We start from the raw sequence: 23,236 nt of genomic DNA on the forward strand, positions 1-23,236 counted from the left end.
GGATGGTGCGCTGGGACGGCCTCGCCGTGGACCAGCTGCGCCGGACCGAATCGGTGTTCGCGCTGTCCAACGGGCACATCGGCATGCGCGGCACGCTGGACGAGGGCGAGCCGCGCGGCCTGCCCGGCACCTACCTCAACGGGTTCTACGAGGAGCACGCGCTGCCGTACGGCGAGGGCGGCTACGGCTACCCCGAGGCGGGTCAGACGATCGTCAACGTCACCGACGGCAAGGTGATCCGGCTGCTGGTCGAGGACGAGCCGCTGGACATGCGCTACGGCCGCGCCCACGTGCACCAGCGGGAGCTGGACTTCCGCACCGGCACGCTGCGCCGCTGCACCGAGTGGGAGTCCCCGACCGGCCGCCGGGTGACCGTGCGGACCGAGCGGCTGGTGTCGCTGACCCAGCGCGCGGTCGCGGCGATCCTCTACGAGGTCGAGCCGAGCGAGGGCGTGCAGCTCGTCGTGCAGTCCGACCTGCTGGCCAACGAGCCGGTCGAGAACGAGGGCGACGACCCGCGGGTCGCGGCGGCGCTGAACGACCCGCTGGTGGCGGACTTCGCGCACGCCGAGGACTACCGGGCGGTGCTGGCGCACCACGCGCGCAACTCCGGGCTGCGGATGGCCGCCGCGATGGACCACGAGCTGGAGGTCCGGGACGGCGTGCGCACGGAGATCCGCGCCGAGGGCGACCTGGCCCGCTTCACCGCCGCCGTGGACGTGCCGGCGGGCGGGAAGCTGCGGCTGGTGAAGTACCTCGGTTACGGGTGGTCGGCGCAGCGGTCGGTGCCGGCGCTGCGGGCGCAGGTCGAGGCGGCGCTGGCGGGCGCGCGGCAGACCGGCTGGACGGGCCTGCTGGCCGAGCAGCGGCGGTTCCTGGACGACTTCTGGGAGGCCGCCGACATCGAGCTGCACGGCGACGACGAGTTGCAGCAGGCGCTGCGGTTCGCGCTGTTCCACATCATGCAGGCCGCGGTGCGCGGTGAGACGCGCGCGATCCCGGGCAAGGGGCTGACCGGGCCGGGGTACGACGGGCACGCGTTCTGGGACACCGAGATGTTCGTGCTGCCCGTGCTGGCCTACACCGTGCCGGAGGCGGCGCGGGACGCGCTGCGGTGGCGGCACTCCACGCTGCCCAAGGCGCGGGAGCGCGCCGAGGTGCTGGGCCAGCGCGGCGCGGCGTTCCCGTGGCGGTCGATCAGCGGCGCGGAGTGCTCGGCGTACTGGCCCGCGAGCACGGCCGCGTTCCACGTCAACGGCGACGTCTCGCACGCCGTGCTCCAGTACGTCAACGCGACCGAGGACCGGGTGTTCGAGCGGGAGTGCGGCGCGGAGATCCTGGTGGAGACCGCCCGGCTGTGGACCTCGCTGGGGCACCACGACCAGCACGGCGGGTTCCGCATCGACGGCGTGACCGGGCCCGACGAGTACTCGGCCGTGGTGGACAACAACGTCTACACCAACCTCATCGCGCAGCGGAACCTGCAGGGCGCGGCGGACGTCTGCGAGCGGCACCCGGACGTGGCCGAGCGGCTGGAGGTGACCCCGCGGGAGGTGCGGGACTGGCGGCGGGCCGCCGACGGGATGCTGATCCCGTTCGACGACCTGCTCGAAGTGCACCAGCAGAACGAGGGGTTCACCTCGCACGCGGAGTGGGACTTCGAGGGCACCGACCCCGACGAGTACCCGCTGCTGCTCAACCGGCCGTACTTCGACCTCTACCGCAAGCAGGTGGTCAAGCAGGCCGACCTGGTGCTGGCGATGCACGTGCGGGGTGACGCGTTCAGCCCGGAGCAGAAGGCCCGCAACTTCGCCTACTACGAGGCGCGGACGGTGCGGGACTCGTCGCTGTCGGCGGGCACGCAGGCGGTGCTGGCGGCGGAGGTCGGCGCGCTGGCGCTGGCCTACGACTACCTGGCCGAGGCGGCGTTCACCGACCTGCACGACCTGCACCGCAACGTCCACAACGGACTGCACATGGCGTCGCTGGCGGGCGCGTGGGTCGCGCTGGTGGCCGGGTTCGGCGGCATGCGCGACCACGACGGGGAGCTGGCGTTCGCGCCGCGGCTGCCGCCGGGGTTGTCCCGGATGGCCTTCCGGATGTCGTTCCGCCGCACGCGGTTGGCGGTGGAGGTCGAAGGCGGCTCGGTCACCTACCGGATCGTGGCCGGCGAGGCGCTGCGCACGAGCCACCACGGCGAGCCGATCGTGGTCGCGCCCGGCGAGCCGGTGACGATGTCCACACCGGACGCGCCGGAACCGCCGCCGCTGAGCCAGCCGTACCACCGCTCGCCGGCCCGGCGGGTGCCGCCGATCCGCTGATCGTTCACACCCGTTCCGGGTACCGCGGAACGCCGGTGTGGCAAGGGATGGGGATGAGGTGCCCGGCCGGACTCTTGGGGGGAGGGGAGTCCGGCCGGGACTTGTCAGGCGGCCAGTTGGGGGGCGGTGGCCGCCTAAGCCCTCATCGCAGCGACGGGTACCCCTGTTACCGGCGTTCAACCCACCACTTCGCCGCGGTGTCGCCGCCCCCTCCGCTGCGGCGACTCCACCACGACACCTGACCAGCGCGAACCGGGTCGTCCGCAGGAGTGCGGGTCCGGACCGCTGTCAGGTAACCCACAGGGGTGAGAGGGGCAGCGCCGGGGGCCGCGGCCGGACAGGATGCCGGGACGTGAGCTCAACACCGATCTACGACGAGTTGGCGGCCACCTACCTCGCCGACCTCACGACGCCCGAGCCCGGCGAGCCGGCCGACGACCGGGTCCCCGTTCCCGCCACCACCGGTGCCGCCGCACCCCCGCCCCCCGAAGGTCTGGACCACCTCTGATCTTGACACCGCGTCGCGCGGCGGAGTAGGACGGGCACAGCCCGTAAAGGTCGCCTACCCCGAAGGGTGGAGCGGAATGCGTGGACGAGCACTGCTCCTGGCGGCGACCCTGTTCGCCGTCGGAGCGTGCACCGCGGAGCGGACCGAGGCCCCTGATCCGGTGACCCTGACCTGGTGGGACCACTTCGACCACTCCCCCATGGCCGACCAGGCCGTGGACAGCCTCCTCACCCGGTACCGGCAGGAGCACCCCGACGTGCGGATCGAGCGCACGTCGCTGTCCGCCGACGACCTCCGCGCCAAGCTCGCCGAGGCGTCCGCGTCGGGCGCGTTCCCCGACATCGCCGCGGTCGACACCACCGACCTGCCGGGGCTGGCCGCGGGCGGCGCGCTGGCCGACCTCACGGACCGCTTCGACCGCTGGGACGTCGGCGAGCGGTTCCTGCCGCCGGTGCGCGACAGCGTCACGGCGGCGGGTCGCGTGCGCGGCGTGCCGCTGCGCACCACCACGACCGCGCTGGTCTACAACCGCGACCACTTCACCGCCGCCGGCCTGGCCGGACCGCCGACGACGTGGGACGGGGTGCGGGCCGCGGCGAAGGCGCTGACCTCGGCCGACCGGTCCGGCCTGTGCTTCGGCGGCAAGGGCGACGACCTCACCACCACGTTCCTCCCGCTGCTGTGGCAGGCGGGTGGCGACCTCGCCGACCTGCGCGGCCCGGCGACGCGCGACGCCCTGGACCGGCTCGACGGCCTGGTGCGCGCCGACCGCAGCGTCCCGGCGGAGGCGCTGGGCTGGACCGACGCCGACGCGCGGCGGCGCTTCGCGGAGGGCCGCTGCGCGATGGTGGTCACCGGTCCGGCCGCCGCCCCCGAGCTGAACCAGGCCGGGCTGGACTGGGCGGTGGCACCGCTGCCCGACGGCGCGACCGGCGGGGCGACCCCGCTCGGCGGCCAGGCGTGGGTGGTCGGGCGCGACGCCCGCGTCGACCGGGCGTGGGAGGTGCTGACCTGGCTGGCCGAGCACCCGGACAACGCCACCGAGTTCGGCGGCGGGCTCGGCGCGCTGCCCAACCGCACCGACACCGTGGACGCCCTGCCCTGGCGGTGGGACCCGAACGTGCCGGGGTTCACCGCACGGCTGCGGTCGGCGCGCTCCCCCGCGGCCTACGGCGCGCGATACCCGGAGGTCTCCCGCGCCCTCGCCGCGATGGTCACGCGGGTGCTCACCGGCGAACGCCCACCCGATCAGGCGATTGCCGAGGCCGCGGCGGAGATCGACCCGCTGCTGCGGTGATCGCGGGGCGGGCCACCGACCTGCTGCGGCCCGCTGATCAGCGGTAACGCCGGACCGTGTTGGACGATGTGACCCGTAGAGGTGAGCCGGCGGGGGTCGAGGATGAGCCTGACGGGCCAGGGTAACCCGCTGCCATGCGGAACGTGACGGCGATGAGCGAAAGGCGTACCGGGAAGAAGACCCGGCCGGGTGCCGAAGCCGGCACCCGGTCCTTCAGCCGGGCCCAGGCGCTCGCGCTCGTGGTCGGCCTGCTCCAGCTCCTCTCCGCCTCCGTCCCGTTCCTGCCCATGGGCCAGGGCCCGACCCACACGCTGTACGTGTGCACGGGCCTGGCGGGCGTCGTGCTCGCGTGGCGGCACCGGCACGCGCGCTTCTACGGCGTCCTCCTGCTGCTGCTCTACGGTCAGCTGTTCATCAGCGACGCGGACGAGACCGGCGTCCTGGGCCTGCCCACGTGGGAGACCCTGGCATACGGGCGGGCCGCCCTGGCCGGCGCGGTCATCGCGCTGGTGCCCGCGTTCAAGCGGCGGTAGTCGCCCGCGGTCAGCGCGCCGTCGGGGTGGAAGCGCAGCTTGGCGTCGCCGCTGCGGGCGATCGACTCGAACATCGCGAGGTCGGACTTGGTGGTGGGCCGCCAGTACATGTGGGCGCCGTGGGTGACGCCCATGTCCATCGACATCATGGTGGCCACCGCCCGGTCGTAGCGGCGGCGGCTCAGGTGCGCGCCGCCCGAGGCGTGGATGTCGAACACGTCGTGGTCACCCGTGAGGGGGCGCAGCCTCCCGTCCCGGTCGAACCCGTGAACCACGCCGTCCCGCACCACGTACTCGCCGCGCCGCTCGAAGCGGTCCATCTTCTCGCGCAGCGCGGTGAACTCGACGCGCCGCTGGTCGTACCGGCGCAGCAGGCGGTCGTGCAGGTCGGAGCGCGGTAACTCGGGCCGGAAGTAGCCGACCAGGCCGAGGTGGCGGCGGTCCGCGCCGAGCCGCACGTCCAGGTCGTCGATGGTCTTGGCCTTCACCGCCTCGGGTTTGGGCAGCGCGCCCGCGCGCAACCACGCCACCGCGTGCGGGTTCGTCGCCCGCACGTCGATGACGAGGTCCTGCTCGGCGGCCACCTGCTGGAACTTGCGGGCGTTCTCGATCGGCATGCCGAAAACCGGCTCGACCGATGCCAGGGGGAAGAGGTGATCAGTGGGCACGGCTATTAAGGTCCGCCCGAATTGGGCGTGCACCAGACCGCCGGCTTCGGTTAGCTCGAAGCGTGACCCCTGATTCACTGATCGGACTGCTGGCCGAACCCGAGCGGTTGCGCGTGGCGGCCGCGTTGGTCCTGGGTGCCCGCACGAGTGCGGACATCGTCGAGGCGACCGGGTTGGACGTTCGCCGGGTCGAGAACTCCTTGCGCCGGCTGCGCTCGGCGGGGCTCGTCGTGACCGACGGGTCCGGCCTGCGGCTGCGCGAGGAGCTGTTCAAGGAGGCGACCCGGGTCGAACAGGCGAACCGGGTCCCGGAGGACCCGTTCGTGCGGGACGGGCGGCTGGTGAAGCTCCCCGCGCAGCGCGGACGCAGGCGCGCGGTGCTCGAACAGGTGAGCACCGCGTTCGAGCCGGGTAGAAGGTACCCCGAGCGGGACGTGGTGGAGGTGCTGAAGCGGTGGTGCGAGGGCGGTGAGGTCGACCACGTGACCGTGCGCCGGTACCTCGTGGACGAAGGCCTGCTCAGCCGGGACGCCGGCGAGTACTGGCGCACCGGCGGCCCGGTGAGCGTCTAGCGGCCGTCCGCTCGTCCGGTGGTCGGGTCGTCCCGCCGGTTCAGCCGAACGCGTCGGGGTCCGGGCCGGTGCGCTCGCCCCGGTCGAGCCCCTCGATGCGGCCCATGTCGTCGGCGTCCAGCTCGAAGTCGAACAGCGCGAAGTTCTCCGCGATCCGGCTGGGCGTCACCGACTTGGGGATGACGACGTTGCCGAGCTGGAGGTGCCAGCGCAGCACGACCTGCGCGGGCGTGCGGCCGTGCTTGTCCGCGATGTCCGTGATGACCTGTTCGGACAGCAGCGCGCCCTGCGCCAGGGGGCTCCACGCCTCGGTCGCGATGCCGTGCCGGGCGTGGAACGCGCGCAGCTCGGCCTGCTGGAGCCGCGGGTGCAGCTCGACCTGGTTCACCGCGGGCACCTCGCCGGTGGCCTCCACGATCCGCTCCAGGTGGGCGGGCTGGAAGTTGGACACGCCGATGGCCCGCACCCGGCCGTCGGCGTACAGCTTGCCCAGCGCGCGCCAGCTGTCGACGTACCGGTCCTGCTTCGGCGCGGGCCAGTGCACCAGGTACAGGTCGACCCGGTCGAGGCCGAGGCGCCCGGCGCTGGCGTCGAACGCGCGCAGCGCCTCGTCGTAGCCCTGGTCGGAGTTCCACAGCTTGGTCGTCACGAAGACCTCGTCGCGCGGCACCGGCGAGTCGGCGACCGCCCGGCCGACCGGCTCCTCGTTGCGGTAGGCGGTGGCCGTGTCGATGCTGCGGTAGCCGACCCGCAACGCCTCGGTCACCGCGTCGTAGGTGTCCTCAGTGGACACCTGGAACACGCCGAATCCGAGCTGCGGCATGGTGACGCCGTTGTTCAGGGTGATGGTGTTCATGCTCTTCATGATGCCCGTTGTCAACGCCTCCCACGTGGTGGGAGGCGTTGACGCCCGCCACACCTCACTGGTCCGATTCCCCTGTGACCGCATTGCGCGAGGTGACCGACACCGACGGGACGGACGTCGAGGTGACGGTCGTCATCCGCGTGTCCGCACCCGGCACGCGGGCGGCGGACACCGCGGGGCGGCTGGCCGCGGCGCTGCGCTCGGCGCTGGACCTGCCCGGCGCGGACGTGGTGGTCGACCTGCCGGTCACCCGGTCGGAGCCCGAGCTGCGCATCCTGGTCGACTCGCGCCGCGTGCTGCGGCGGGGCGTGCCGGTGGAGCTGACCAGGCTGGAGTTCGACCTGCTGCTGCACCTGTGCGCGAACCCCCACCGGGTGCACCGGCGGACCTCGCTGATGGCCAGCGTGTGGCGCACGAAGACGGTCGTCGACACCCGGACGGTGGACGTGCACGTGCGGCGCATCCGGCACAAGCTGGGCGACGCCGCCTCGTTCATCACGACGGTGCGCGGCGTCGGCTACCGGCTCGACCACGCGGGCGAGGTCGTCGTGGAGCGCGACGCGTCCGCGGGCTGAGTCAGCCGATCAGCGCGATCCGCCGCTCCACGTCGGCGGGCAGCGACCGCCGGTGCCGCACGACGGCGGGCAGCCTGCGGGCCGCCGCGACCAGCGCCGCGCCCGCGTCCCGGTCCCGCACCGCCCTCCTGGCCAGCGCGAACGTCTCCCCGAGCACCACGCGGGCCCGGCGGCGCAGCCACGTGGTCAGCAGGTCGTTGCGCATCTCCACGCGCCGCCGCCACGCCGACGGCGGCCGGGACGGCGACGGCTGGTGGTGCGCCACCACGTCGTCCACGTAGCAGCACGCCCAGCCGGCCGCGGCCAGGTCCCAGGAGAAGATCCGCTCCTCGCCGGGCCAGAACAGCACCGGGTGGAACCCGCCGACCTCCAGGAACGCCGACCGCCGCACGACCGCACCGCAGCACACGAAGCCCAGCACCGACGGCCCGGGCAGGTCGTCGTCGCGGCCCAGCGCCGAGCGGGCCATCTCCGCGCACACCGGGTCCAGCGCGCCGTGCGGCTCCACGATCGTGCGCGCCGCGACCAACCCCAACCGGGGGTGCCGGGCGAACAGCTCCTCGACCCGCGGCAGCGCGTCGACCGCCCACCACGAGTCGTCGTCGCTGAACGCCACGTAGGGCGTGCTCGCGTGCCGCACGCCGTGGTTGCGCGCCAGAGCGCCCTCGTTGCGGCCCAGCGCCAGCACCTCGACCCGCTCGAACCCGTCCCGCACCCGCCGGACCGTGTCGTCGGACGAGCCGTTGTCCACCACGATGATCGGCACGTCCAGCTCCCGCAGGCGGGTGAGCGTGCGCACGAGGTCGTCGGCGCGGTCACGCGTCGCGATCACCACGGTCGTGTCTGGCACGAGCGAGTACTACCCCGAGAAGTGGTGGTTACTCCTCGGATCCACGGGTAGGCCCAGGTCATGGGATTCGAACGCGCGGTGGTGACGGGTGGTGCCGGGTTCCTCGGCTCGCACGTGTGCGAAGCGCTGCTCAAGCGCGGCACGCGGGTGGTCTGCGTGGACGACTTCCGCACGGGGTCGGCGGACAACCTGCCGGACGACCCGCGGCTGGGCGTGGTGGTCGAGGACGTGACCAAGCCGCTCGACCTGCTCGGCGACGTGGACCTGGTGCTGCACCTGGCGTGCCCGGCCTCGCCGGTGGACTACCTGCGTACGCCCGTGGACACGTTGCGGATCGGCGGGTTTGGCACGCTGCACGCGCTGGAGCTGGCGCGGCGCAAGGGCGCGCGGATCGTGATCGCCTCCACCAGCGAGGTGTACGGCGACCCGTTGGAGCACCCGCAGCGCGAGACGTACTGGGGCAACGTCAACCCGATCGGGCCGCGCAGCGTCTACGACGAGGCCAAGCGCTTCGGCGAGGCCATGACCTGCGCGTTCCGCGGCGAGCACGGCGTCGACACGGGCATCGTGCGGATCTTCAACACCTACGGCGCGCGGATGCGCCCGGACGACGGGCGGATGATCCCGACGTTCGTGCGGCAGGCCCGCGCGGGCGAGCCGCTGACCGTGCACGGCGACGGCGCGCAGACCCGGTCGCTGTGCCACGTGGACGACCTGGTGCGCGGCCTGCTGGCGATGGCCGGGAGCGACCACCCCGGGCCGATCAACCTCGGCAACCCGGAGGAGGTCACCGTGCTGGAGGTCGCCCGGAAGGTGATCGAGCTGACCGGCAGCACGTCCGGGATCGAGCACGTCGAGGCGATGACCGACGACCCGCGCCGCCGCCGCCCGGACATCTCGCTGGCGCGCGAGGTGCTGGGCTGGCAGCCCGAGATCGGGCTGGACGAGGGGCTGCGGCGGTCGTTTGACCGGCAACCCGTCGGGTAGTCGATCGACGTCGCGCCCGAGGAACGGTCCACACAGGAGTCGAAGCGAAAGGGGCAAGCCGTGCGCGTGCTCGGTATCAACGCGGTCTTCCACGACCCCGCCGCCGCCCTCGTGGTGGACGGCGAGGTGGTGGCCGCCGCCGAGGAGGAGCGCTTCTCCCGGCGCAAGCACGGCAAGCGACCGGTGCCGTTCTCGGCCTGGGAGCAGCCGGAGCAGGCCGCCCGCTGGTGCCTGGAGCACGCGGGCCTGACCCCGGCCGACCTGGACGCGGTGGCGTACTCCTACGACCCGGACCTCGTCGAGCCGAACGACGTGCCGTGGGAGGACCTGCGCACCGAGTACGCCCGGCGCGCCCCCTACTTCCTGGCCACCGCGCTGCCGGGGCTGGACCCGGCGATCGTGCGGTTCGTGCCGCACCACGTGGCGCACGCCGCGTCCACCGGCCTGGCCGCGCCGTTCGGTGGCGACTGCGCCGTGCTGGTCAACGACGGCCGCGGCGAGTGCCGCTCGCACCTGGCGGGCAGCTACCGCGGCCACCGGCTGGAGACGCTGGCCGCGCAGCACCTGCCGCACTCGCTCGGGCTGTTCTACGAGGACCTGACCGAGCACCTGGGCTTCCTGCGCTCCAGCGACGAGTACAAGGTCATGGCGCTGGCCTCCTACGCCGAGCCCAAGCACCTGGACCTGCTGCGCGAGCACGTCCGCGCGACCGAGGACGGCGGGTTCCACATCACGCCGCTGGACTGGGCGACGCTGGCCAAGCGCCGCGGCCCGGACGACGAGGTGACGCGGGAGCATGCCGAGCTGGCGGCCAGCGTGCAGGTCCGCGTCGAGGAGGTCCTGCTGGACCTGGTGCGGTGGCTGCACGAGCGCACCGGGCAGAAGCGGCTGACCATGGCGGGCGGCGTGGCGCTGAACTGCGTGGCGAACACGCGGATCTTCGCCGAGGGGCCGTTCGAGGAGGTGTGGGTGCAGCCGGCCGCCGGTGACGCGGGCACCGCGCTCGGCGCGGCGCTGCAGGTGGTGGCCGACGCGGGCGAGCCCGCCGCCGCGATCCCGGGAGCGGACCTGGGCCGGTCGTGGACCGACGCGCAGATCGAGGACTACCTGCGCGACGCCAAGGTCGCCTACGAGGAGCCGGAGGACGTGGCCGTCGCGGTGGCCGAGGCGTTGGCCGACGACCAGGTGGTGGCCTGGTTCCAGGGCCGCAGCGAGTACGGTCCCCGGGCGCTGGGCCGCCGGTCGCTGCTCGCGCACCCCGGCCGGGCGGAGAACCTGGAGCGGCTCAACAACGTCAAGGGGCGTGAGCAGTTCCGGCCGATCGCGCCGATGGTGCTGGCCGACCGCGCCGCCGAGCTGTTCGAGCGCGGGCCGCTGCCCAGCCCCTACATGCTGTTCGTGCACGACGTGCGGCCGGAGTGGCGCGACCGCATCCCCGCGGTCGTGCACGTCGACGGCACCGCGCGGGTGCAGACCGTCGACCCGGCCGGCGAACCGCTGATGGCGCGGGTGATCAGCGAGTTCGACCGGCGCACCGGCGTGCCCGTCGTGGTGAACACGAGCCTGAACACCGCCGGTCGGCCGATGGTGGACGACCCGCGCGACGCGCTGGAGTGCTTCGGCTCGGCGCCGGTGGACCTGCTGGCGATCGGCCGGTTCGTGGTGCGGCGGGCGCGGTCGTGAGCGTCGACTACGCCGTGGTGATCCCCACCGTCGGCCGCGACAGCCTGCGCGTGGTGCTCGACGCGCTGGAGCACGGCGTCGGCCCGCCGCCGCGCGAGGTGATCGTGGTGGACGACCGGCCCGAGCCCGGCCCGCTGCCGCCGACGCACTCGGCGCGCGTGCTGCGCTCCGGCGGTCGCGGCCCGGCCGCCGCGCGCAACGCCGGGTGGCGTGCCGCGTGCTGCGAGTGGGTGGCGTTCCTGGACGACGACGTCGTGCCGCCGCACGACTGGAAGCTGCGGCTGACCGAGGACCTGGCCCGGCTGGGGTTGGAGGTGGGCGCGTCGCAGGCGCGGATCGTCGTGCCGCTGCCGCGCGACCGCAGGCCGACCGACTGGGAGCGCGGCACGGCGGGGTTGGCCGACGCCCGGTGGATCACCGCCGACATGGCGTACCGGCGGGCGGCGCTCGTGCACGCCGGCGGTTTCGACGAGCGCTTCCCGCGGGCGTACCGGGAGGACGCCGAGCTGGCGCTGCGGGTGCAGGCGCGCGGGTACCGGATCGTCAACGGCGACCGCGTGACCACGCACCCGGTGCGGGAGGCGGGGTTCTTCGCGAGCCTGAAGCAGCAGCGCGGGAACGCCGACGACGCCCTGGTGCGGCGGCTGCTGGGGCCGCGGTGGCGGGAGCTGATGGGTGGTGCGCCGGGTCGGCTGCCGTGGCACGTGGCCACCACCGCGGCCGGCGGGTTGGCCGTCCTCTGTGGACTGCTCGGGTGGCGCCGGGCGGCGTTGGCCTTCGGCGGTGCGTGGGCCGGGTTGACCGGCTGGTTCGCCGTGCGGCGGATCGTGCCGGGGCCGCGCACGGCGGAGGAGGTGGCGAAGATGGTGGTGACCAGCATCGCGATCCCACCGGCCGCCTGCGCCCACCGCCTGGCCGGTGAGGTCCGGCACCGGAAGGTGCCGGTGGCGGGGTCGGCGGCGAGTGGTCGAGCGGGTCGCGCGGCGGCCGGCGGGCCCGGTGCGGCGCGCGGCTCGAAGGCGTCGGGCAACGCTCGGGCACGCGGTTCGAAGGCGGCCGGCGGGTCCGACGGCGCAACGCGCGGCTGGAAGCGGTCAGGCGGGTCCGACGGCGCAACGCGCGGCTCGAAGGCGGCCGGCGGGTCCGACACCGCGACACGCGACTCGAAGCGGTCAGGCGGGTCCGACACCGCGACACGCGGCCCGAAGCGGTCGGGCTCGGCGGGCGGTGGCCGGGGTGCCGGTGGTGCGCGCGAGGCCGGCGGGACCGGGGCGGTGGGGTCATGAGGGTGCTCGTGCTGCGGGCGCTCGGGCTCGGGGACCTGCTGACGGCCGTGCCCGCGTTGCGCGGCCTGCGGCGCGCGTTCCCCCGAGCCGAGATCACCCTCGCCGCGCCCGCCTGGCTCGCCGACGCGGTGGACCGGATCGACGCCGTCGACCACCTCCTGCCCACCGAAGGGCTCGTGCCCCTCGACTACGCCTCCCCCGACCTCGCGGTCAACCTGCACGGGCGCGGGCCGCAGAGCACCGAGCTCCTCCGCGCCACCCGCCCGGCCCGGCTGATCACGCACGGCGTCCACGTGCCCTGGCCCGCCCACCAGCACGAGGTGCTGCGGTGGTGCCGGCTCCTGGCCCAGTTCGGCATCCCGTGCGACCCCGACGACCTGCACCTGCCGCCCCTGCCGCGGCACGAGCACATCGTCGTGCACCCCGGCGCGAGCCACGGCGCGCGGCGGTGGCCGGCCGAGCGGTTCGCGGCCGTGGCGCGGGCGCTGGGCCCGGACGTGGTGGTCACCGGCAGCCCCGCCGAGGAACCCCTGGTGCGCCGGGTCGCCCACGGCCGCACCCGGATGGGCGACCTGGGCGGGCTGTTGGACCTCGTCGCCGGCGCCCGGCTCGTCGTCTGCGGCGACACGGGCGTGGCGCACGTCGCCACCGCCTACCGCACGCCGTCCGTGGTCCTGTTCGGGCCGGTCTCCCCCGAGGAGTGGGGACCGCGGTCCGGGCCGCACCGGGCGCTCTGGCACGGCACGACCGGTGACACGTTCGCCGACCGGCCCGACCCGGGCCTGCTCGACATCACCGCGGACGAGGTGCTGGGCGCCGCGCGATCGCTACTGGGAGGTGGACCGTGGCCAGGATCGGCGTCATCGGCGCGGGCTATGTCGGGTTGACCACGGCGGCCTGCTTCGCCCGCCTCGGGCACACGGTGGTGTGCGCGGACGTGGACGAGGCCCGGGTCGCGGCGCTGGGCCGGGCCGAGATCGGCGCGCACGAGCCCGGCCTGGCCGAGCTGGTCGCCGAGGGCCTGCGCGAGGGGCGGTTGCGGTTCGTGCTCGGCAACGCGGAGGCCCTCGCCGACGTGGAGTTCGTGTTCCTGTGCGTGCCGACGCCCACCGGGCAGGACGGCGCGGCCGACCTCGCGGCGGTGCACGCGGTGCTGCGGGAGGCCCGCGACGCGGTGTCGCCGGGCTGCGTGGTCGTGATCAAGTCGACCGTGCCCGCCGGGACGACGGAGCGCGTGTCGCGCCTGCTGGACCGGTCGGACGTGCAGGTGGTGTCCAACCCGGAGTTCCTGCGCGAGGGCCACGCGGTCGACGACTTCCTGCGCCCGCAGCGGGTCGTGGTCGGCGCGCGGGCCGAGGAGGCGGCACGGCGGGTCGTCGCCCTGTACGCGGGCACGGGCGCGCCCGCGCTGGTCACCACCAGCGCCAGCGCCGAGCTGGTGAAGTACGCCAGCAACTGCTTCCTGGCGATGAAGCTGTCCTACGTCAACAGCCTGGCCGAGCTGTGCGAGCAGGTCGGCGCGGACATCGGCGACGTGACCGAGGGCATGCGGCTGGACGACCGGATCGGGTCGGCCTTCCTGGAGCCCGGGCCCGGCTGGGGCGGCTCCTGCTTCCCCAAGGACACCAGGGCGCTGCTGTCCACGGCGGAGGACGCGCACGTGGACTTCCCGCTGCTGCGCGCCACGATCGGCACGAACGGCCACCAGGCACGCCGGGTGGTCCGGCTGGTGCGCGAGGCGGTGGGCGGCGAGCTGGCCGGCGTCCCGCTCGGGTTGCTGGGGCTGACGTTCAAGGCGGGCACCGACGACCTGCGCGACTCCCCCGCCCTGGCGGTGGCCGCGCTGCTGGCGGAGGAGGGCGCGCGGCTGACCGGCTACGACCCGTGCGTCACCGCGGACTGCGGCCTGGTGCGGGTGGTCGGCTCGGCCGAGGCCGCCGCGCGGGGCGCGGACGGCCTGGTGGTGCTGACCGAGTGGCCGGAGTTCGCGGAGCTGGACTGGCCGAACCTCGCCACCGCCATGGCCCGCCCGGTGATCGTGGACACGCGCAACCTGCTGCCGGTCGAGAAGGTGTCCGAGGCGGGCTTCCACCTGGTGTCGCTGGGGCGGCCGACGCCGGCGCGGTGACCGCGCTACCCGCGCGGGTCCCAGCGGAAGAAGCGCACGGCCAGGGCGGTGGCCACGACGCACCACAGGGCCACCGCCAGCGCGGCCGTGCCCACCTGGTCGGTCGGGCCGCCCCACGCCGCGCCCGCCAGCGTGCCCAGCCCCGTGCCGGGCAGCAGGAACACCGGCGGGTCGACCGGGCCGGCCGACCCGAGCACCCCGCCGACGACCAGGGCGAGGAAGAACGGCGCGGTGGTGATCTGGGCCAGCTCCGCCGTGCCGGTGACCCCGCTCGTGGCCACGCCCGCCGCGCAGGCGAGCACCATCCCGCCGACCACCGCCAGGAGCAGCGCACCCGGCCGGTCGGGCAGCGGCGCGCCCGCCGCCGCGGTGACGCCCAGCAGCACCAGCGCCTGCGCGAGCCCCAGCAGCACGACCGGCAGCAGGAGCCCCGTCACCAGCACCACGTCCGACGCGGCGCCGGTGCGCAGTCGCTTGAGGTAGAGGTCCTGCCGGCGCGCGGTCAGCGCGGTCGTCACGGTCACGTACACCGTGAACCCGAACGAGAACAGCAGTTGCAGCGTGACGACCACGGTCCACCCGGTCCGCTCGCCGCCCATCCCGAACGCGAACCACAGCCCGGCGGCCAGCGGCATCAGCACCGCCAGCGCGGCCGCGGTCCGGTTGCGCAGCAACAGCTTCAGCTCGGCGAAGCCCAGTGCGACGATCACGCCGCCACCACCTCCCCGCCCCTGCGGGCGTTGTGGAACACGTCCTCCAGCGACGCGTGGTGCGCGCGGAACCGGCCCAGCCGCAGCCCCTCCCGCGCCGCCCACGCCAGCAGCACCGCCAGGTCGTCCTGCAACTCGGCGGTGCGCACCTCCACCCGCCCGGTCGGGTGGTGCACCACGTCGCCGGACAGCATCGGCAGCTCGGTCACGTCCAGCCGGGCGGGCAGGTCGAACCCGATGCGCGCGGGCTGGGCGGCGAGCACGTCGACCAGCGCGCCGGACACCGCCACCAGCCCCTCGTGCAGGATCGCCAGCCGGTGCGCCAGCGCCTCCGCCTCCTCCAGGTAGTGCGTGGTCAGCACGACGGTCGTGCCCTCGGCCAGCAGCCCGCGCACCACCTCCCACGTGCGCTGCCGCGACTCGGGGTCCAGCCCGGTCGTCGGCTCGTCCAGGAACAGCACCTCCGGGTGCCCGAGCACGGCCAGGGCCAGGTCGAGCCGCCGCCGCTCGCCGCCGGACAGCTGCTTGACCCGCACGTCGCGCCGGTGCGCCAGGTCCAGCCGCGCCAGCACGTCCCCGGTGGCGCGGCGACCGCTCGCGACGCCCCACAGGCCGGCCAGCTCGCCCGCGGTCAGGTCGGCGGGGAAGCCGCTGTCCTGGAGCACGATCCCGGTGCGGGGCCGCAGCGCCGCCCGGTCCCGGAACGGGTCGAGCCCCAGCACCCGCACGGTGCCGCCGAACGGGGCGCGCAGCCCCTCCACCGCCTCCATGGTCGTGGTCTTGCCCGCGCCGTTGGTGCCCAGGAGCGCGAACAGCTCGCCCCGCCGGACGTCGAAGTCGACCCCTCGCACGGCCTCGAAGTCCCCGTAGCGGCACCTGAGGTCCACCACGTCGATCACTGTCTCCGCCATGGCGACCATGCTCCGCCGCCCGCGCGGGCCGCCCCAGTGCCGGCGCGCACCGGTCCTCGTGACAGATGTCAGCAGACAGGGGTGTGATCCGGCTCGTAGATTCGACCTCGTGACTCCCCTCAACCGGCTCCGCCGCTACACCTGGTGGACGGTCGCGGCCGGCGGTGTGATGGTCGCCCTCGGCACGGTGACCGACCTGGTCGCCCAGCGCTACGCCCTGCCGCGGGCGCTGGCGCTGGCGACGGCCGTGGCGCTGGTGGTCGTCCAGCACACCCGGTACCTGCGGCAGGCGATGGACGGGCTCGGCCGGGGCGAGCGGCGGCACTGGGAGCACGCGGGGACGTTCGCGGTGGCGCTGGCGGCGTGGGCGGCGACGGCCGGCGAGGACGGCTTCCTGCCCGTCTGGGCCATGCTGCCCGCCCTGGTGGTCGCGCACGTCGGCGCGGTGCTGCCCGCGCGCACCCGCCGGCCCGTGGTCGTCGTGATGGCGGTGGCGTCCGTGGCGGTGGGCGGGCTGTTCGGCGGCGACCAGGCGACGTCGGCGATGGTGATGGCCGGGTCCATGGTCGCGGTGCTCGTGTGCGCCGACCTCGCCCAGCTGTGGATCTGGGACCTGGCGGTGCGCCAGGAGCGCGGCCGCGAGACCGCCGAGGCGCTGGCCGTGGCCGAGGAGCGGCTGCGGTTCGCCGCCGACCTGCACGACATCCAGGGCCACCACCTGCAGGCGATCGCGTTGAAGGGCGAGCTGGCGCAGCGGTTGATCGGCCGGGACGACGAGCTGGCCCGGCGGCACGCGGGCGAGGTGGCCGAGCTGGCGCGGACGGCGCTGCGGGAGACCCGCGAGGTGGTGCAGGGCTACCGGCGGGCGAGCCTGGGCACGGAGATCGCGAACGCGGTGGGCGTGCTGCGGGCCGCGGGCATCGAGACGACGGTGGAGGGCGACGCGGCTCGCGTGCCGCCGCCGTTGCAGCCGCTGTTCGGCGCGCTGGTGCGCGAGGGGACGACGAACGTGCTGCGGCACAGCCGGGCCCGGCGCTGCGCGGTGCTGGTCGACGTGCTCGACGGCCAGGTGTGCGTGCGGCTGCGCAACGACGGCGTGCCGAGCGGGGTGGCGCGCCCCGCGGCGGACCCGGTCGGGGCCGGGCTGGCCGGGTTGCGCGAGCGGTTCGCCACCGTCGGCGGGCGCGTCGAGGTCGGCCCGACCGGCGGCGAGGGGTTCGAGCTGGTCGGCAGGGCCGGGGTGGGCCGGTGATCCGCGTGGTGCTGGCCGACGACGAGGACCTGATCCGGGGCGCCCTGGCGGCGCTGCTCGAACTGGAGGACGACGTCTCGGTGGTCGCGCAGGTCGGCGACGGTGCCGCGGCGGTCGCGGCCGTCCGGGCGCACCGGCCCGACATCGCGGTGTTCGACCTGGAGATGCCGGGCCTGGACGGGGTGCTCGCGGCCGAGGCGGTGCGCGGCTTGCCCGGCGTCGCCGTGGTGATCGTGACCCGGCACGCCCGGCCCGGTGTGCTGCGGCGGGCGTTGAGCGCGGGCGTGCGCGGGTTCGTGCCCAAGACGACGCCGGCCGCCCGGCTCGCCTCGATCCTGCGGGACGTGCACGCCGGCAGCCGCTACGTGGACTCCGAGATCGCCGCCGCCGCGCTGACCGAGGGCGCGTGCCCGCTGACCGCGCGGGAGCTGGACGTGCTGCGGCACGCGCTGCGCGGCGGCACCGTGGCCGCCATCGCGCGCGACGCCCACCTCGCCACCGGCACCGTGCGCAACTACCTGTCGTCGGCGATGACGAAGCTCGGCGTGCGGACCCGCTACGAGGCCGCCCGGCTCGCCTGGGACGAGGGCTGGATCTGAGCCTGGCCGAGGTGCACGACCTTCACCGTCGTCATCTCGTCCAGCAGCTCGGGGCCGTAGCCGAACCCGGTGCCCGAACTCCGCCGCGGCTGGGCCGCCCCGCCGGGTGCCCCGCCGAACACGGCGTTGACCTTCACCGTGCCGACCGGCAGCGCCCGCCACGCCTGCTGCGCGTGCGCCATCGACCCGGTGAGCACCGTCGCGGCCAGCCCGTGCTCGTCCACGCACGCCTCGGCCAGGCCCTGCTCGAACGACCCCACCACGCGCACCGGCGCGACCGGGCCGAACGTCTCCTCCCGCATCACCCGCATGTCGGGCGTGCAGCGGTCGAGCACGGTCGCCGGGTAGTACGCGCCCTCGCGGTCGGGCACCTCGCCGCCGACCAGCAGCCGCGCGCCGTCGGCCACCGCCTCGGCGACGTGCGCGTGCACGTGCTGCCGCATCCGCAGGTCCACCAGCGGCTGCGGGTCGGCGTTCCAGCGGCGCGCCTGCTCGCACAGCGCCTCCAGGAACCCCTCGGCCACCGCCTCGTGCACGAAGATCCGCTCCACGGACGTGCACAGCTGGCCCGCGTTGGTGAACGCGCCGATCGCCGCCTGCTCGGCCGCCCACACCGGGTCCACGTCGGCGTCGACCAGCAGCGGGTCGTTGCCGCCGTTCTCCAGCAGCGCCTTCGCGCCGGTCCGGGCGCACGCGGCGGCGATCGAGCGGCCGGTGGCCGTGCCGCCGACGTGCGCGACGACGTCCACGTGCGGTGACGCGGCCAGCGCCGCGCCGACCGAGCCGTCACCGGTGAGGCTCTGCAGCACGCCCGGCGGGAAGTGGTCGACCATAAGCTGCGCGAGCAGCGCGCCGGTGTGCGGGCACCGCTCGCTCGGCTTGTGCACCACGGCGTTGCCGGTCACCAGCGCCGCGCCGAGCAGGCCGCAGGCCACGGCGACCGGGTCGTTCCACGGGGTGAGCGCGACGACCACGCCGCGCGGCTGCGGGACCATGAAGTCGGCCGCGTCGTGCGAGCCCTGCAACGACCGGCCGCGGTGGACCGGGCCCAGCTCGGCGTACTGCTCCAACGTGGACGCACCGGCCAGCACACCGTCCCGTGCGGACGCGAACGGGCGACCGGTCTCCGAGCGCAGCACGGAAGCCAGGTCGTCGGCGCAGTCCCGGATCACCGCCGCGGCGGCCCGCAGCGCGGCACCCCGTTCGGCCGCGGGCGTTGCCGCCCAACCGGGTTGCGCCTCACGCGCGGTGAGCACCGCCCCCGCCACGTCCTCGTCCGTGGCGGTCGGGAGTCGGGCGATCAGCTGACCGTCTACGGGGCTGTGGACGTCAAGTGCATCGACACGCATGTCCGTCATGGTCACCGGGTACCCCGGTCGCCGAGGTGAAACCCGAGGCGGAGCCCCGAGGAGGACAGCCATGCCCGGACGTGAGGAGTTGCCCAGCACGATCGCCCGCTCGTCGAAGAAGGCGCAGCGGACGTGGATCAAGGCGCACGACTCGGCCGTGCAGACCTACGGCGAGGGCCAGCGGTCGCACCGGACCGCGTTCGCCGCGTTGAAGCACTCGTTCGAGAAGGTCGGCGACCACTGGGAGCCGAAGGCGAAGAAGGGCCCGTCCGACGCCCAGGCCGCGCGCAGCACGCCGAAGCCCGGCAAGACCGCCGGCGGCGTGGACGCGAACGCCAGCAAGCAGCACCTCTACGACCTGGCGAAGAAGCTGGACGTGCCCGGACGGTCCACGATGACCAAGCAGCAGCTCGTCGAGGCGATCGGCAAGGCGAACAACCGCAAGACCGCCAAGGCCCGGTCCTGACGCCGGGTCACTCCCCCACCACCGGCAGGCGCAGGCGCAGGCGGACGCCCCGCTCCAGCGGTTCGGCCGCCACCTCGCCGCCGTGCGTCTCCACCACGCGGCGCACGATCGCGAGGCCGAGCCCGGAGCCCGGCATCGACCGCGCCTGCGTCGACCGGTAGAAGCGGTCGAACACGCGCGGCACGTCCTCGGGCGGGATGCCCGGCCCCTCGTCGGCGACGGTGAACTCGCCGTCGGCCGCGGTGACGAGCACCCGACCGCCCGGCGGGCTCCACTTGACCGCGTTGTCCACGAGGTTGCCGATCGCCCGCTCGATCGCGTCCGGGTCGACGTGCACCAGGCACGGCGTCAGCGCCGCCTCGAACCGCAGGCCGGGTGCCCGGGACCGGGCCTTCTCGAGCACGGTGCCCGCCACCAGATCCAGCCGGGTGTCCTCGGCCCGCGCGGTGTCCTCCCCGTAGCGGGCCAGGTCGATCAGGTCGTTGACCAGCGACCGCAGCTCCCCCGCCTGCTCAATCGCCGAGCGCACGAGGGCCGGTGCCTCCGGGTCGCGCAACCCGTCGTCCTCGGCGAGCAGCTCCAGGTTCGTGGTGAGGCTGGTCAACGGGGTGCGCAGCTCGTGCGACGCGTCGGCGACCAGTTGCCGCTGCGCGTGCACGGAGGCGTCCAGCTCGGTCATCATCGCCGCGAACGACCGGCCCAGCCGGCCGATCTCGTCGCGCCCGGTCAGGTCGACGCGCGCGCTCAGGTCCCGGGTCGCGGTCACGTGCTCGACCGCGTCGGTCAGCACCCGCACCGGCCGCAGCACCCGCCGTGCCACCGACCGCGCGGCGAGCGCGGCCGCCAGCCCGCCGACCGCCGTCAGGGCGACCAGCAGCGCCGCCAGCGCCGCCAGCGCGGCGGACCCGTCGCCCAGCGGCCGGGCGACCCGCACCAACGTGCCCCGCGCCCCCGGCATCGGCGCGGTGTGCACCCGGTACTCGACGCCGTCGTAGGTGGCGTCCTGGTAGTACGCGGGTTCCTTGCCGCGGGCCACGGCGACGTCCCGCTCGGTCACCGCGACGAACGCCCGGTGCGAGCCGGCGGACACCGGCGCGGTGACGAACTGGACCAGCGTGCTGCCGAGGTCGACCGGGGTGTCGATCGGCACGTCGCGGCCCGACTCGCCGATCTTCTGCTTGAGCAGCACGGCGATGCCCTCGCTCTGCGCCGCGGTCTGGGCGAGGGACTGGTCGAGCCGCCGGCGCAGGTCGGTGCGCACGGTCGTGTAGACGACGACCGAGGCGACGGCCAACGCCACCAGCACCACCGCACCGCCCGCGAGGCCGACCTTGGTGCGCAGCGTCACGGCCGCTCCCTCAGCACGTAGCCCAACCCGCGCACGGTCTGGATCAGGCGGGGCTCACCGGCCGACTCCAGCTTCGCCCGCAGGTAGCTGATGTAGACCCACAGCGCGTTCGACGCCGGGCCGAAGTCGTAGCCCCAAACCGACTCGAAGATCAACGTCCGGCTCAGCACCCGGTCGGGGTGGCGCAGGAACAGCTCCAGCAGCGCGTACTCGGTACGAGTCAGCTCGATCGCCCGGCCGCCCCGGTGGACCCGGGCGGAGGTCGTGTCCATCTCCACGTCGGCGAACCGCAGCACCTCCCGGGTGACGCCGGTGCGCCGCAGGAGCGCGCGCACCCGGGCGCGCAGCTCGTCCAGGGCGAAGGGCTTGACCAGGTAGTCGTCGGCGCCGGCGTCGAGCCCGGCCACCCGGTCCTCGACCAGGTCGCGGGCGGTCAGCATGAGGATCGGGGTGCGGTCGCCGCGGCGGCGCAGCCCGCGGCAGATCTCCAGGCCGTTCGGCTCGGGCAGCAGCACGTCCAGCACGATCACCTCGGGCCGGGCCCGGCCCAGCTCGTCCAGGGCCTGCGTGCCGTCCGCCGCGACCGACACCTCGTAGCCGTCGCGGCGCAGCGCGTGGGCCAGGGAGCGTCGGACGGCCTCGTCGTCGTCGACCACCAGGACCCGCACGGCACCAGTATGGATCACCGCGTTCGGGCTTCCGGGTCGCGGCCCGGACCGGTTCGGCACCGGTCCGGGCCGCTCGGGGGAACGGGTCACCCGACGGGCGAACCGCTGTCGGCGGGCTTCGGCCGGGGTTGCCCGGCCACCGCCTCCTTCACCTCGCGCAGGACGTCGAGGAGCCGCTGGGGGGTGAGGCCGAGCCCGGCGGCGATGGCGACGAACGCCGGGTCGGCCAGGATCTCGTCACCCCGCGCCTCCACCTTCTCCAGGTCGCGGAAGACCTGGCGGGAGCGGTCGACGGTGATGCCGAGCTTCGCGGCCAGGGCCGTGACCGCCTCCTCGGGCACCTCGGGCTGCCCCTTGCCCGGCTTGCCCGGCTTCCCGTGGCCGGGCTTGCCGGGTCCGGGCTTGTCCTCGCCGGGCCTGCCGGGCTTGTCCTGCTCCGGCGTCCCCTGCCCCGGCTTGTCCTCACCGGGCTTCACCTCACCCGGCCGGCCGTCGACCGGCTTGTCCCGGTCCTCGACCGAGGGACCGTCGACCGGGTTGGCATCGGCCTCCACCGTGACGTCGGGTGCCGCCGGGGCGGGTGCCGCCGACGCCTCTGCCGCACCCCCCGCGGTCGCCGTGGCCGCCGCCAAGACGGCCGCGATGAGCCTGGTCCGGATCCGCATTCGCATCCCCTGCCTCGTGCCGGGGCACCGGTCGGTCCGGTGCCTGGCACCAGCAGACCGGTTCCGGCTCAGGGCGACTTTCGGCGAACCTTGGAATCACCTCAGAACGCGGTCACGGCTCCAGCCACTTCCGGTCCGGCAGCAGGGGGCTCGCCTGCGGGCCCATCAGGGTCATGCCGCCGTCCACCACGAACGACGCCCCGGTCACGTACCCGGCCGCCGGCGTCGCCAGGAACGCCACGACCGCGGCCACCTCGCCCGCGTGCCCCGGGCGCCCCAGCGGCACGCCCGGTCGCGGCTGGGTGCGCGGGTCCACGTCCTCCTGGCCCGTCATCGGGGTGGAGATCTCGCCCGGCGCGACCGAGTTCACCGTGATGGCGTGCTCCGCCAGCTCCAGCGCCAGCACCTTCGTCAACGCGCCCAGCCCGGCCTTGGCCGCGCAGTACGGTGCCGCGCCCACCCGCGGCAGGTGCTCGTGGACCGAGGTGATGTTGATGATCCGCCCGCCGCGACCGGCCTCGATCATGTGCCGGGCCGCCCGCTGCGCGCACAGGAACGCGCCGTCGAGGTCCACCGACAGCACACCGCGCCACGTCTCGAAGTCCATGTCCAGCGCCTTCTGCGAGGACCCCGTGCCGGCGCAGTTCACCAGCACGTCCAGCCCGCCCAGCTCGGCGGCGAGGTCGTCCACCGCGGACGCCGCGCCGGGCAGGTCGGTCAGGTCCAGCGGCCGCACGACCGCCCGCGCGCCCAGGTCGCGTACCTCCCGCGCGGTCCGCTCCGCCCCGTCGGGGTCGTTGTGGAACGTGATGCCGACGTCCACGCCACCGCCCGCGAGGGCGACCGCGATCGCCTTGCCGATGCCGGAGTCCGCACCGGTCACCACCGCGCGCGTCGGCGCGCCGGACCGGTCCTGCGGTAGGGGTGCGCTCATGGCCTGCGGGTACCCCGGGAGGTGTTTGCCACACGCCGTGCCGGGAACGCTCCGGTCAGTC

General features: G+C 74.7%; 23 protein-coding genes. 13 read left to right on the top strand and 10 right to left on the bottom strand.

The annotated features are described in order from the left end of the window. The first annotated feature begins 2 nt into the window (after window positions 1-2). From ACIGNX_RS18835 to ACIGNX_RS18845, 3 genes are all read left to right on the top strand, one after another. Window positions 3-2,321: a glycoside hydrolase family 65 protein gene (locus tag ACIGNX_RS18835; RefSeq protein ID WP_396541944.1), complete on the top strand. Its 2,319-nt coding sequence runs from the start codon at window positions 3-5 to the stop codon at window positions 2,319-2,321. A 352-nt stretch (window positions 2,322-2,673) separates the two neighbouring features. After that, complete coding sequence (locus ACIGNX_RS18840) at window positions 2,674-2,829, top strand: hypothetical protein (protein ID WP_396541652.1); 156 nt, start codon at window positions 2,674-2,676, stop codon at window positions 2,827-2,829. Window positions 2,830-2,905: 76 nt separating this feature from the next. After that, a complete protein-coding gene (locus tag ACIGNX_RS18845) occupies window positions 2,906-4,126 on the top strand; it encodes an ABC transporter substrate-binding protein (protein ID WP_396541654.1) in 1,221 nt (406 codons plus the stop codon). 403 nt (window positions 4,127-4,529) lie between these two features. Here ACIGNX_RS18845 and ACIGNX_RS18850 read toward each other — a convergent pair whose 3' ends face one another. After that, the gene (locus tag ACIGNX_RS18850; protein ID WP_396541656.1) at window positions 4,530-5,327 is read right to left on the bottom strand and encodes a hypothetical protein; all 798 of its coding nucleotides are present in this window, start codon (window positions 5,325-5,327) and stop codon (window positions 4,530-4,532) included. 62 nt (window positions 5,328-5,389) lie between these two features. Here ACIGNX_RS18850 and ACIGNX_RS18855 point away from each other — a divergent pair, with 62 nt between their 5' ends. Further along, entirely contained in the window at window positions 5,390-5,899 is a 510-nt protein-coding gene (locus ACIGNX_RS18855; RefSeq protein WP_396541658.1) for a DUF2087 domain-containing protein, read from the top strand. A gap of 40 nt (window positions 5,900-5,939) precedes the next feature. On the opposite strand, the gene ACIGNX_RS18860 is transcribed toward ACIGNX_RS18855, so the two are convergent. Beyond that, window positions 5,940-6,764, bottom strand: a complete 825-nt coding sequence (locus ACIGNX_RS18860) for an aldo/keto reductase (protein WP_396541660.1) — start codon at window positions 6,762-6,764, stop codon at window positions 5,940-5,942. Between the two features lie 74 nt (window positions 6,765-6,838). Between ACIGNX_RS18860 and ACIGNX_RS18865 the strand changes: the two genes are divergently transcribed. Next, window positions 6,839-7,339, top strand: coding sequence for a winged helix-turn-helix domain-containing protein (locus ACIGNX_RS18865; RefSeq protein ID WP_396541662.1), 501 nt, complete (start codon window positions 6,839-6,841; stop codon window positions 7,337-7,339). 1 nt (window position 7,340) lies between these two features. On the opposite strand, the gene ACIGNX_RS18870 is transcribed toward ACIGNX_RS18865, so the two are convergent. Next, window positions 7,341-8,189 (bottom strand): glycosyltransferase family 2 protein, encoded by an 849-nt coding sequence (locus ACIGNX_RS18870; RefSeq protein ID WP_396541664.1) that lies wholly within the window; start codon window positions 8,187-8,189, stop codon window positions 7,341-7,343. Window positions 8,190-8,249: 60 nt separating this feature from the next. Between ACIGNX_RS18870 and ACIGNX_RS18875 the strand changes: the two genes are divergently transcribed. Genes ACIGNX_RS18875 through ACIGNX_RS18895 form a run of 5 tightly spaced genes read left to right on the top strand, consistent with a single transcriptional unit; the run spans window position 8,250 to window position 14,273 of the window. Then, window positions 8,250-9,176: an NAD-dependent epimerase/dehydratase family protein gene (locus ACIGNX_RS18875; protein WP_396541666.1), complete on the top strand. Its 927-nt coding sequence runs from the start codon at window positions 8,250-8,252 to the stop codon at window positions 9,174-9,176. A 60-nt stretch (window positions 9,177-9,236) separates the two neighbouring features. Next, complete coding sequence (locus ACIGNX_RS18880; protein WP_396541668.1) at window positions 9,237-10,859, top strand: carbamoyltransferase; 1,623 nt, start codon at window positions 9,237-9,239, stop codon at window positions 10,857-10,859. Beyond that, on the top strand, window positions 10,856-12,145 hold the full coding sequence (locus ACIGNX_RS18885; protein ID WP_396541670.1) for a glycosyltransferase family 2 protein: 1,290 nt from the start codon (window positions 10,856-10,858) through the stop codon (window positions 12,143-12,145). Before ACIGNX_RS18880 ends, ACIGNX_RS18885 begins: the two co-directional genes overlap by 4 nt. After that, window positions 12,142-13,032, top strand: a complete 891-nt coding sequence (locus tag ACIGNX_RS18890; protein WP_396541672.1) for a glycosyltransferase family 9 protein — start codon at window positions 12,142-12,144, stop codon at window positions 13,030-13,032. Before ACIGNX_RS18885 ends, ACIGNX_RS18890 begins: the two co-directional genes overlap by 4 nt. Then, window positions 12,990-14,273 carry a UDP-glucose dehydrogenase family protein gene (locus tag ACIGNX_RS18895; RefSeq protein WP_396541674.1) on the top strand — a complete coding sequence of 428 codons (1,284 nt, stop codon included), beginning with the start codon at window positions 12,990-12,992 and terminating at the stop codon, window positions 14,271-14,273. The genes ACIGNX_RS18890 and ACIGNX_RS18895 overlap by 43 nt, the downstream gene beginning before the upstream one ends. Before the next feature lie 5 nt (window positions 14,274-14,278). Here the strand turns inward: ACIGNX_RS18895 and ACIGNX_RS18900 are convergent, their stop codons facing one another. Continuing rightward, on the bottom strand, window positions 14,279-14,983 hold the full coding sequence (locus ACIGNX_RS18900; protein WP_396541676.1) for an ABC transporter permease: 705 nt from the start codon (window positions 14,981-14,983) through the stop codon (window positions 14,279-14,281). Beyond that, window positions 14,980-15,894 (bottom strand): ABC transporter ATP-binding protein, encoded by a 915-nt coding sequence (locus ACIGNX_RS18905; protein ID WP_396541678.1) that lies wholly within the window; start codon window positions 15,892-15,894, stop codon window positions 14,980-14,982. Before ACIGNX_RS18905 ends, ACIGNX_RS18900 begins: the two co-directional genes overlap by 4 nt. 109 nt (window positions 15,895-16,003) lie before the next feature. Here ACIGNX_RS18905 and ACIGNX_RS18910 point away from each other — a divergent pair, with 109 nt between their 5' ends. Both ACIGNX_RS18910 and ACIGNX_RS18915 read left to right on the top strand, forming a co-directional pair. After that, window positions 16,004-17,146 (top strand): sensor histidine kinase, encoded by a 1,143-nt coding sequence (locus ACIGNX_RS18910; protein WP_396541680.1) that lies wholly within the window; start codon window positions 16,004-16,006, stop codon window positions 17,144-17,146. After that, on the top strand, window positions 17,143-17,745 hold the full coding sequence (locus ACIGNX_RS18915) for a DNA-binding response regulator (protein WP_396541682.1): 603 nt from the start codon (window positions 17,143-17,145) through the stop codon (window positions 17,743-17,745). The genes ACIGNX_RS18910 and ACIGNX_RS18915 overlap by 4 nt, the downstream gene beginning before the upstream one ends. Here ACIGNX_RS18915 and ACIGNX_RS18920 read toward each other — a convergent pair. Then, window positions 17,703-19,103 (bottom strand): aldehyde dehydrogenase family protein, encoded by a 1,401-nt coding sequence (locus ACIGNX_RS18920; protein ID WP_396541684.1) that lies wholly within the window; start codon window positions 19,101-19,103, stop codon window positions 17,703-17,705. The genes ACIGNX_RS18915 and ACIGNX_RS18920 overlap by 43 nt on opposite strands. A 61-nt stretch (window positions 19,104-19,164) precedes the next feature. Here ACIGNX_RS18920 and ACIGNX_RS18925 point away from each other — a divergent pair, with 61 nt between their 5' ends. Next, window positions 19,165-19,560 (top strand): ChaB family protein, encoded by a 396-nt coding sequence (locus tag ACIGNX_RS18925; protein WP_396541686.1) that lies wholly within the window; start codon window positions 19,165-19,167, stop codon window positions 19,558-19,560. A 7-nt stretch (window positions 19,561-19,567) separates the two neighbouring features. Here ACIGNX_RS18925 and ACIGNX_RS18930 read toward each other — a convergent pair whose 3' ends face one another. The 4 genes from ACIGNX_RS18930 to ACIGNX_RS18945 all read right to left on the bottom strand — a co-directional run bounded on the left by ACIGNX_RS18930 (window position 19,568) and on the right by ACIGNX_RS18945 (window position 23,175). Then, window positions 19,568-20,908 carry an ATP-binding protein gene (locus ACIGNX_RS18930; RefSeq protein ID WP_396541688.1) on the bottom strand — a complete coding sequence of 447 codons (1,341 nt, stop codon included), beginning with the start codon at window positions 20,906-20,908 and terminating at the stop codon, window positions 19,568-19,570. Next, the gene (locus ACIGNX_RS18935; protein ID WP_396541690.1) at window positions 20,905-21,576 is read right to left on the bottom strand and encodes a response regulator transcription factor; all 672 of its coding nucleotides are present in this window, start codon (window positions 21,574-21,576) and stop codon (window positions 20,905-20,907) included. The genes ACIGNX_RS18930 and ACIGNX_RS18935 overlap by 4 nt, the downstream gene beginning before the upstream one ends. Before the next feature lie 86 nt (window positions 21,577-21,662). Continuing rightward, complete coding sequence (locus ACIGNX_RS18940) at window positions 21,663-22,241, bottom strand: hypothetical protein (RefSeq protein WP_396541692.1); 579 nt, start codon at window positions 22,239-22,241, stop codon at window positions 21,663-21,665. A gap of 112 nt (window positions 22,242-22,353) precedes the next feature. Further along, entirely contained in the window at window positions 22,354-23,175 is an 822-nt protein-coding gene (locus ACIGNX_RS18945) for an SDR family oxidoreductase (RefSeq protein ID WP_396541694.1), read from the bottom strand. Window positions 23,176-23,236 lie beyond the last annotated feature (61 nt).

The organism is Actinosynnema sp. NPDC053489 (genome assembly GCF_044544865.1).
In the GTDB taxonomy this organism is placed as follows: domain Bacteria; phylum Actinomycetota; class Actinomycetes; order Mycobacteriales; family Pseudonocardiaceae; genus Actinosynnema.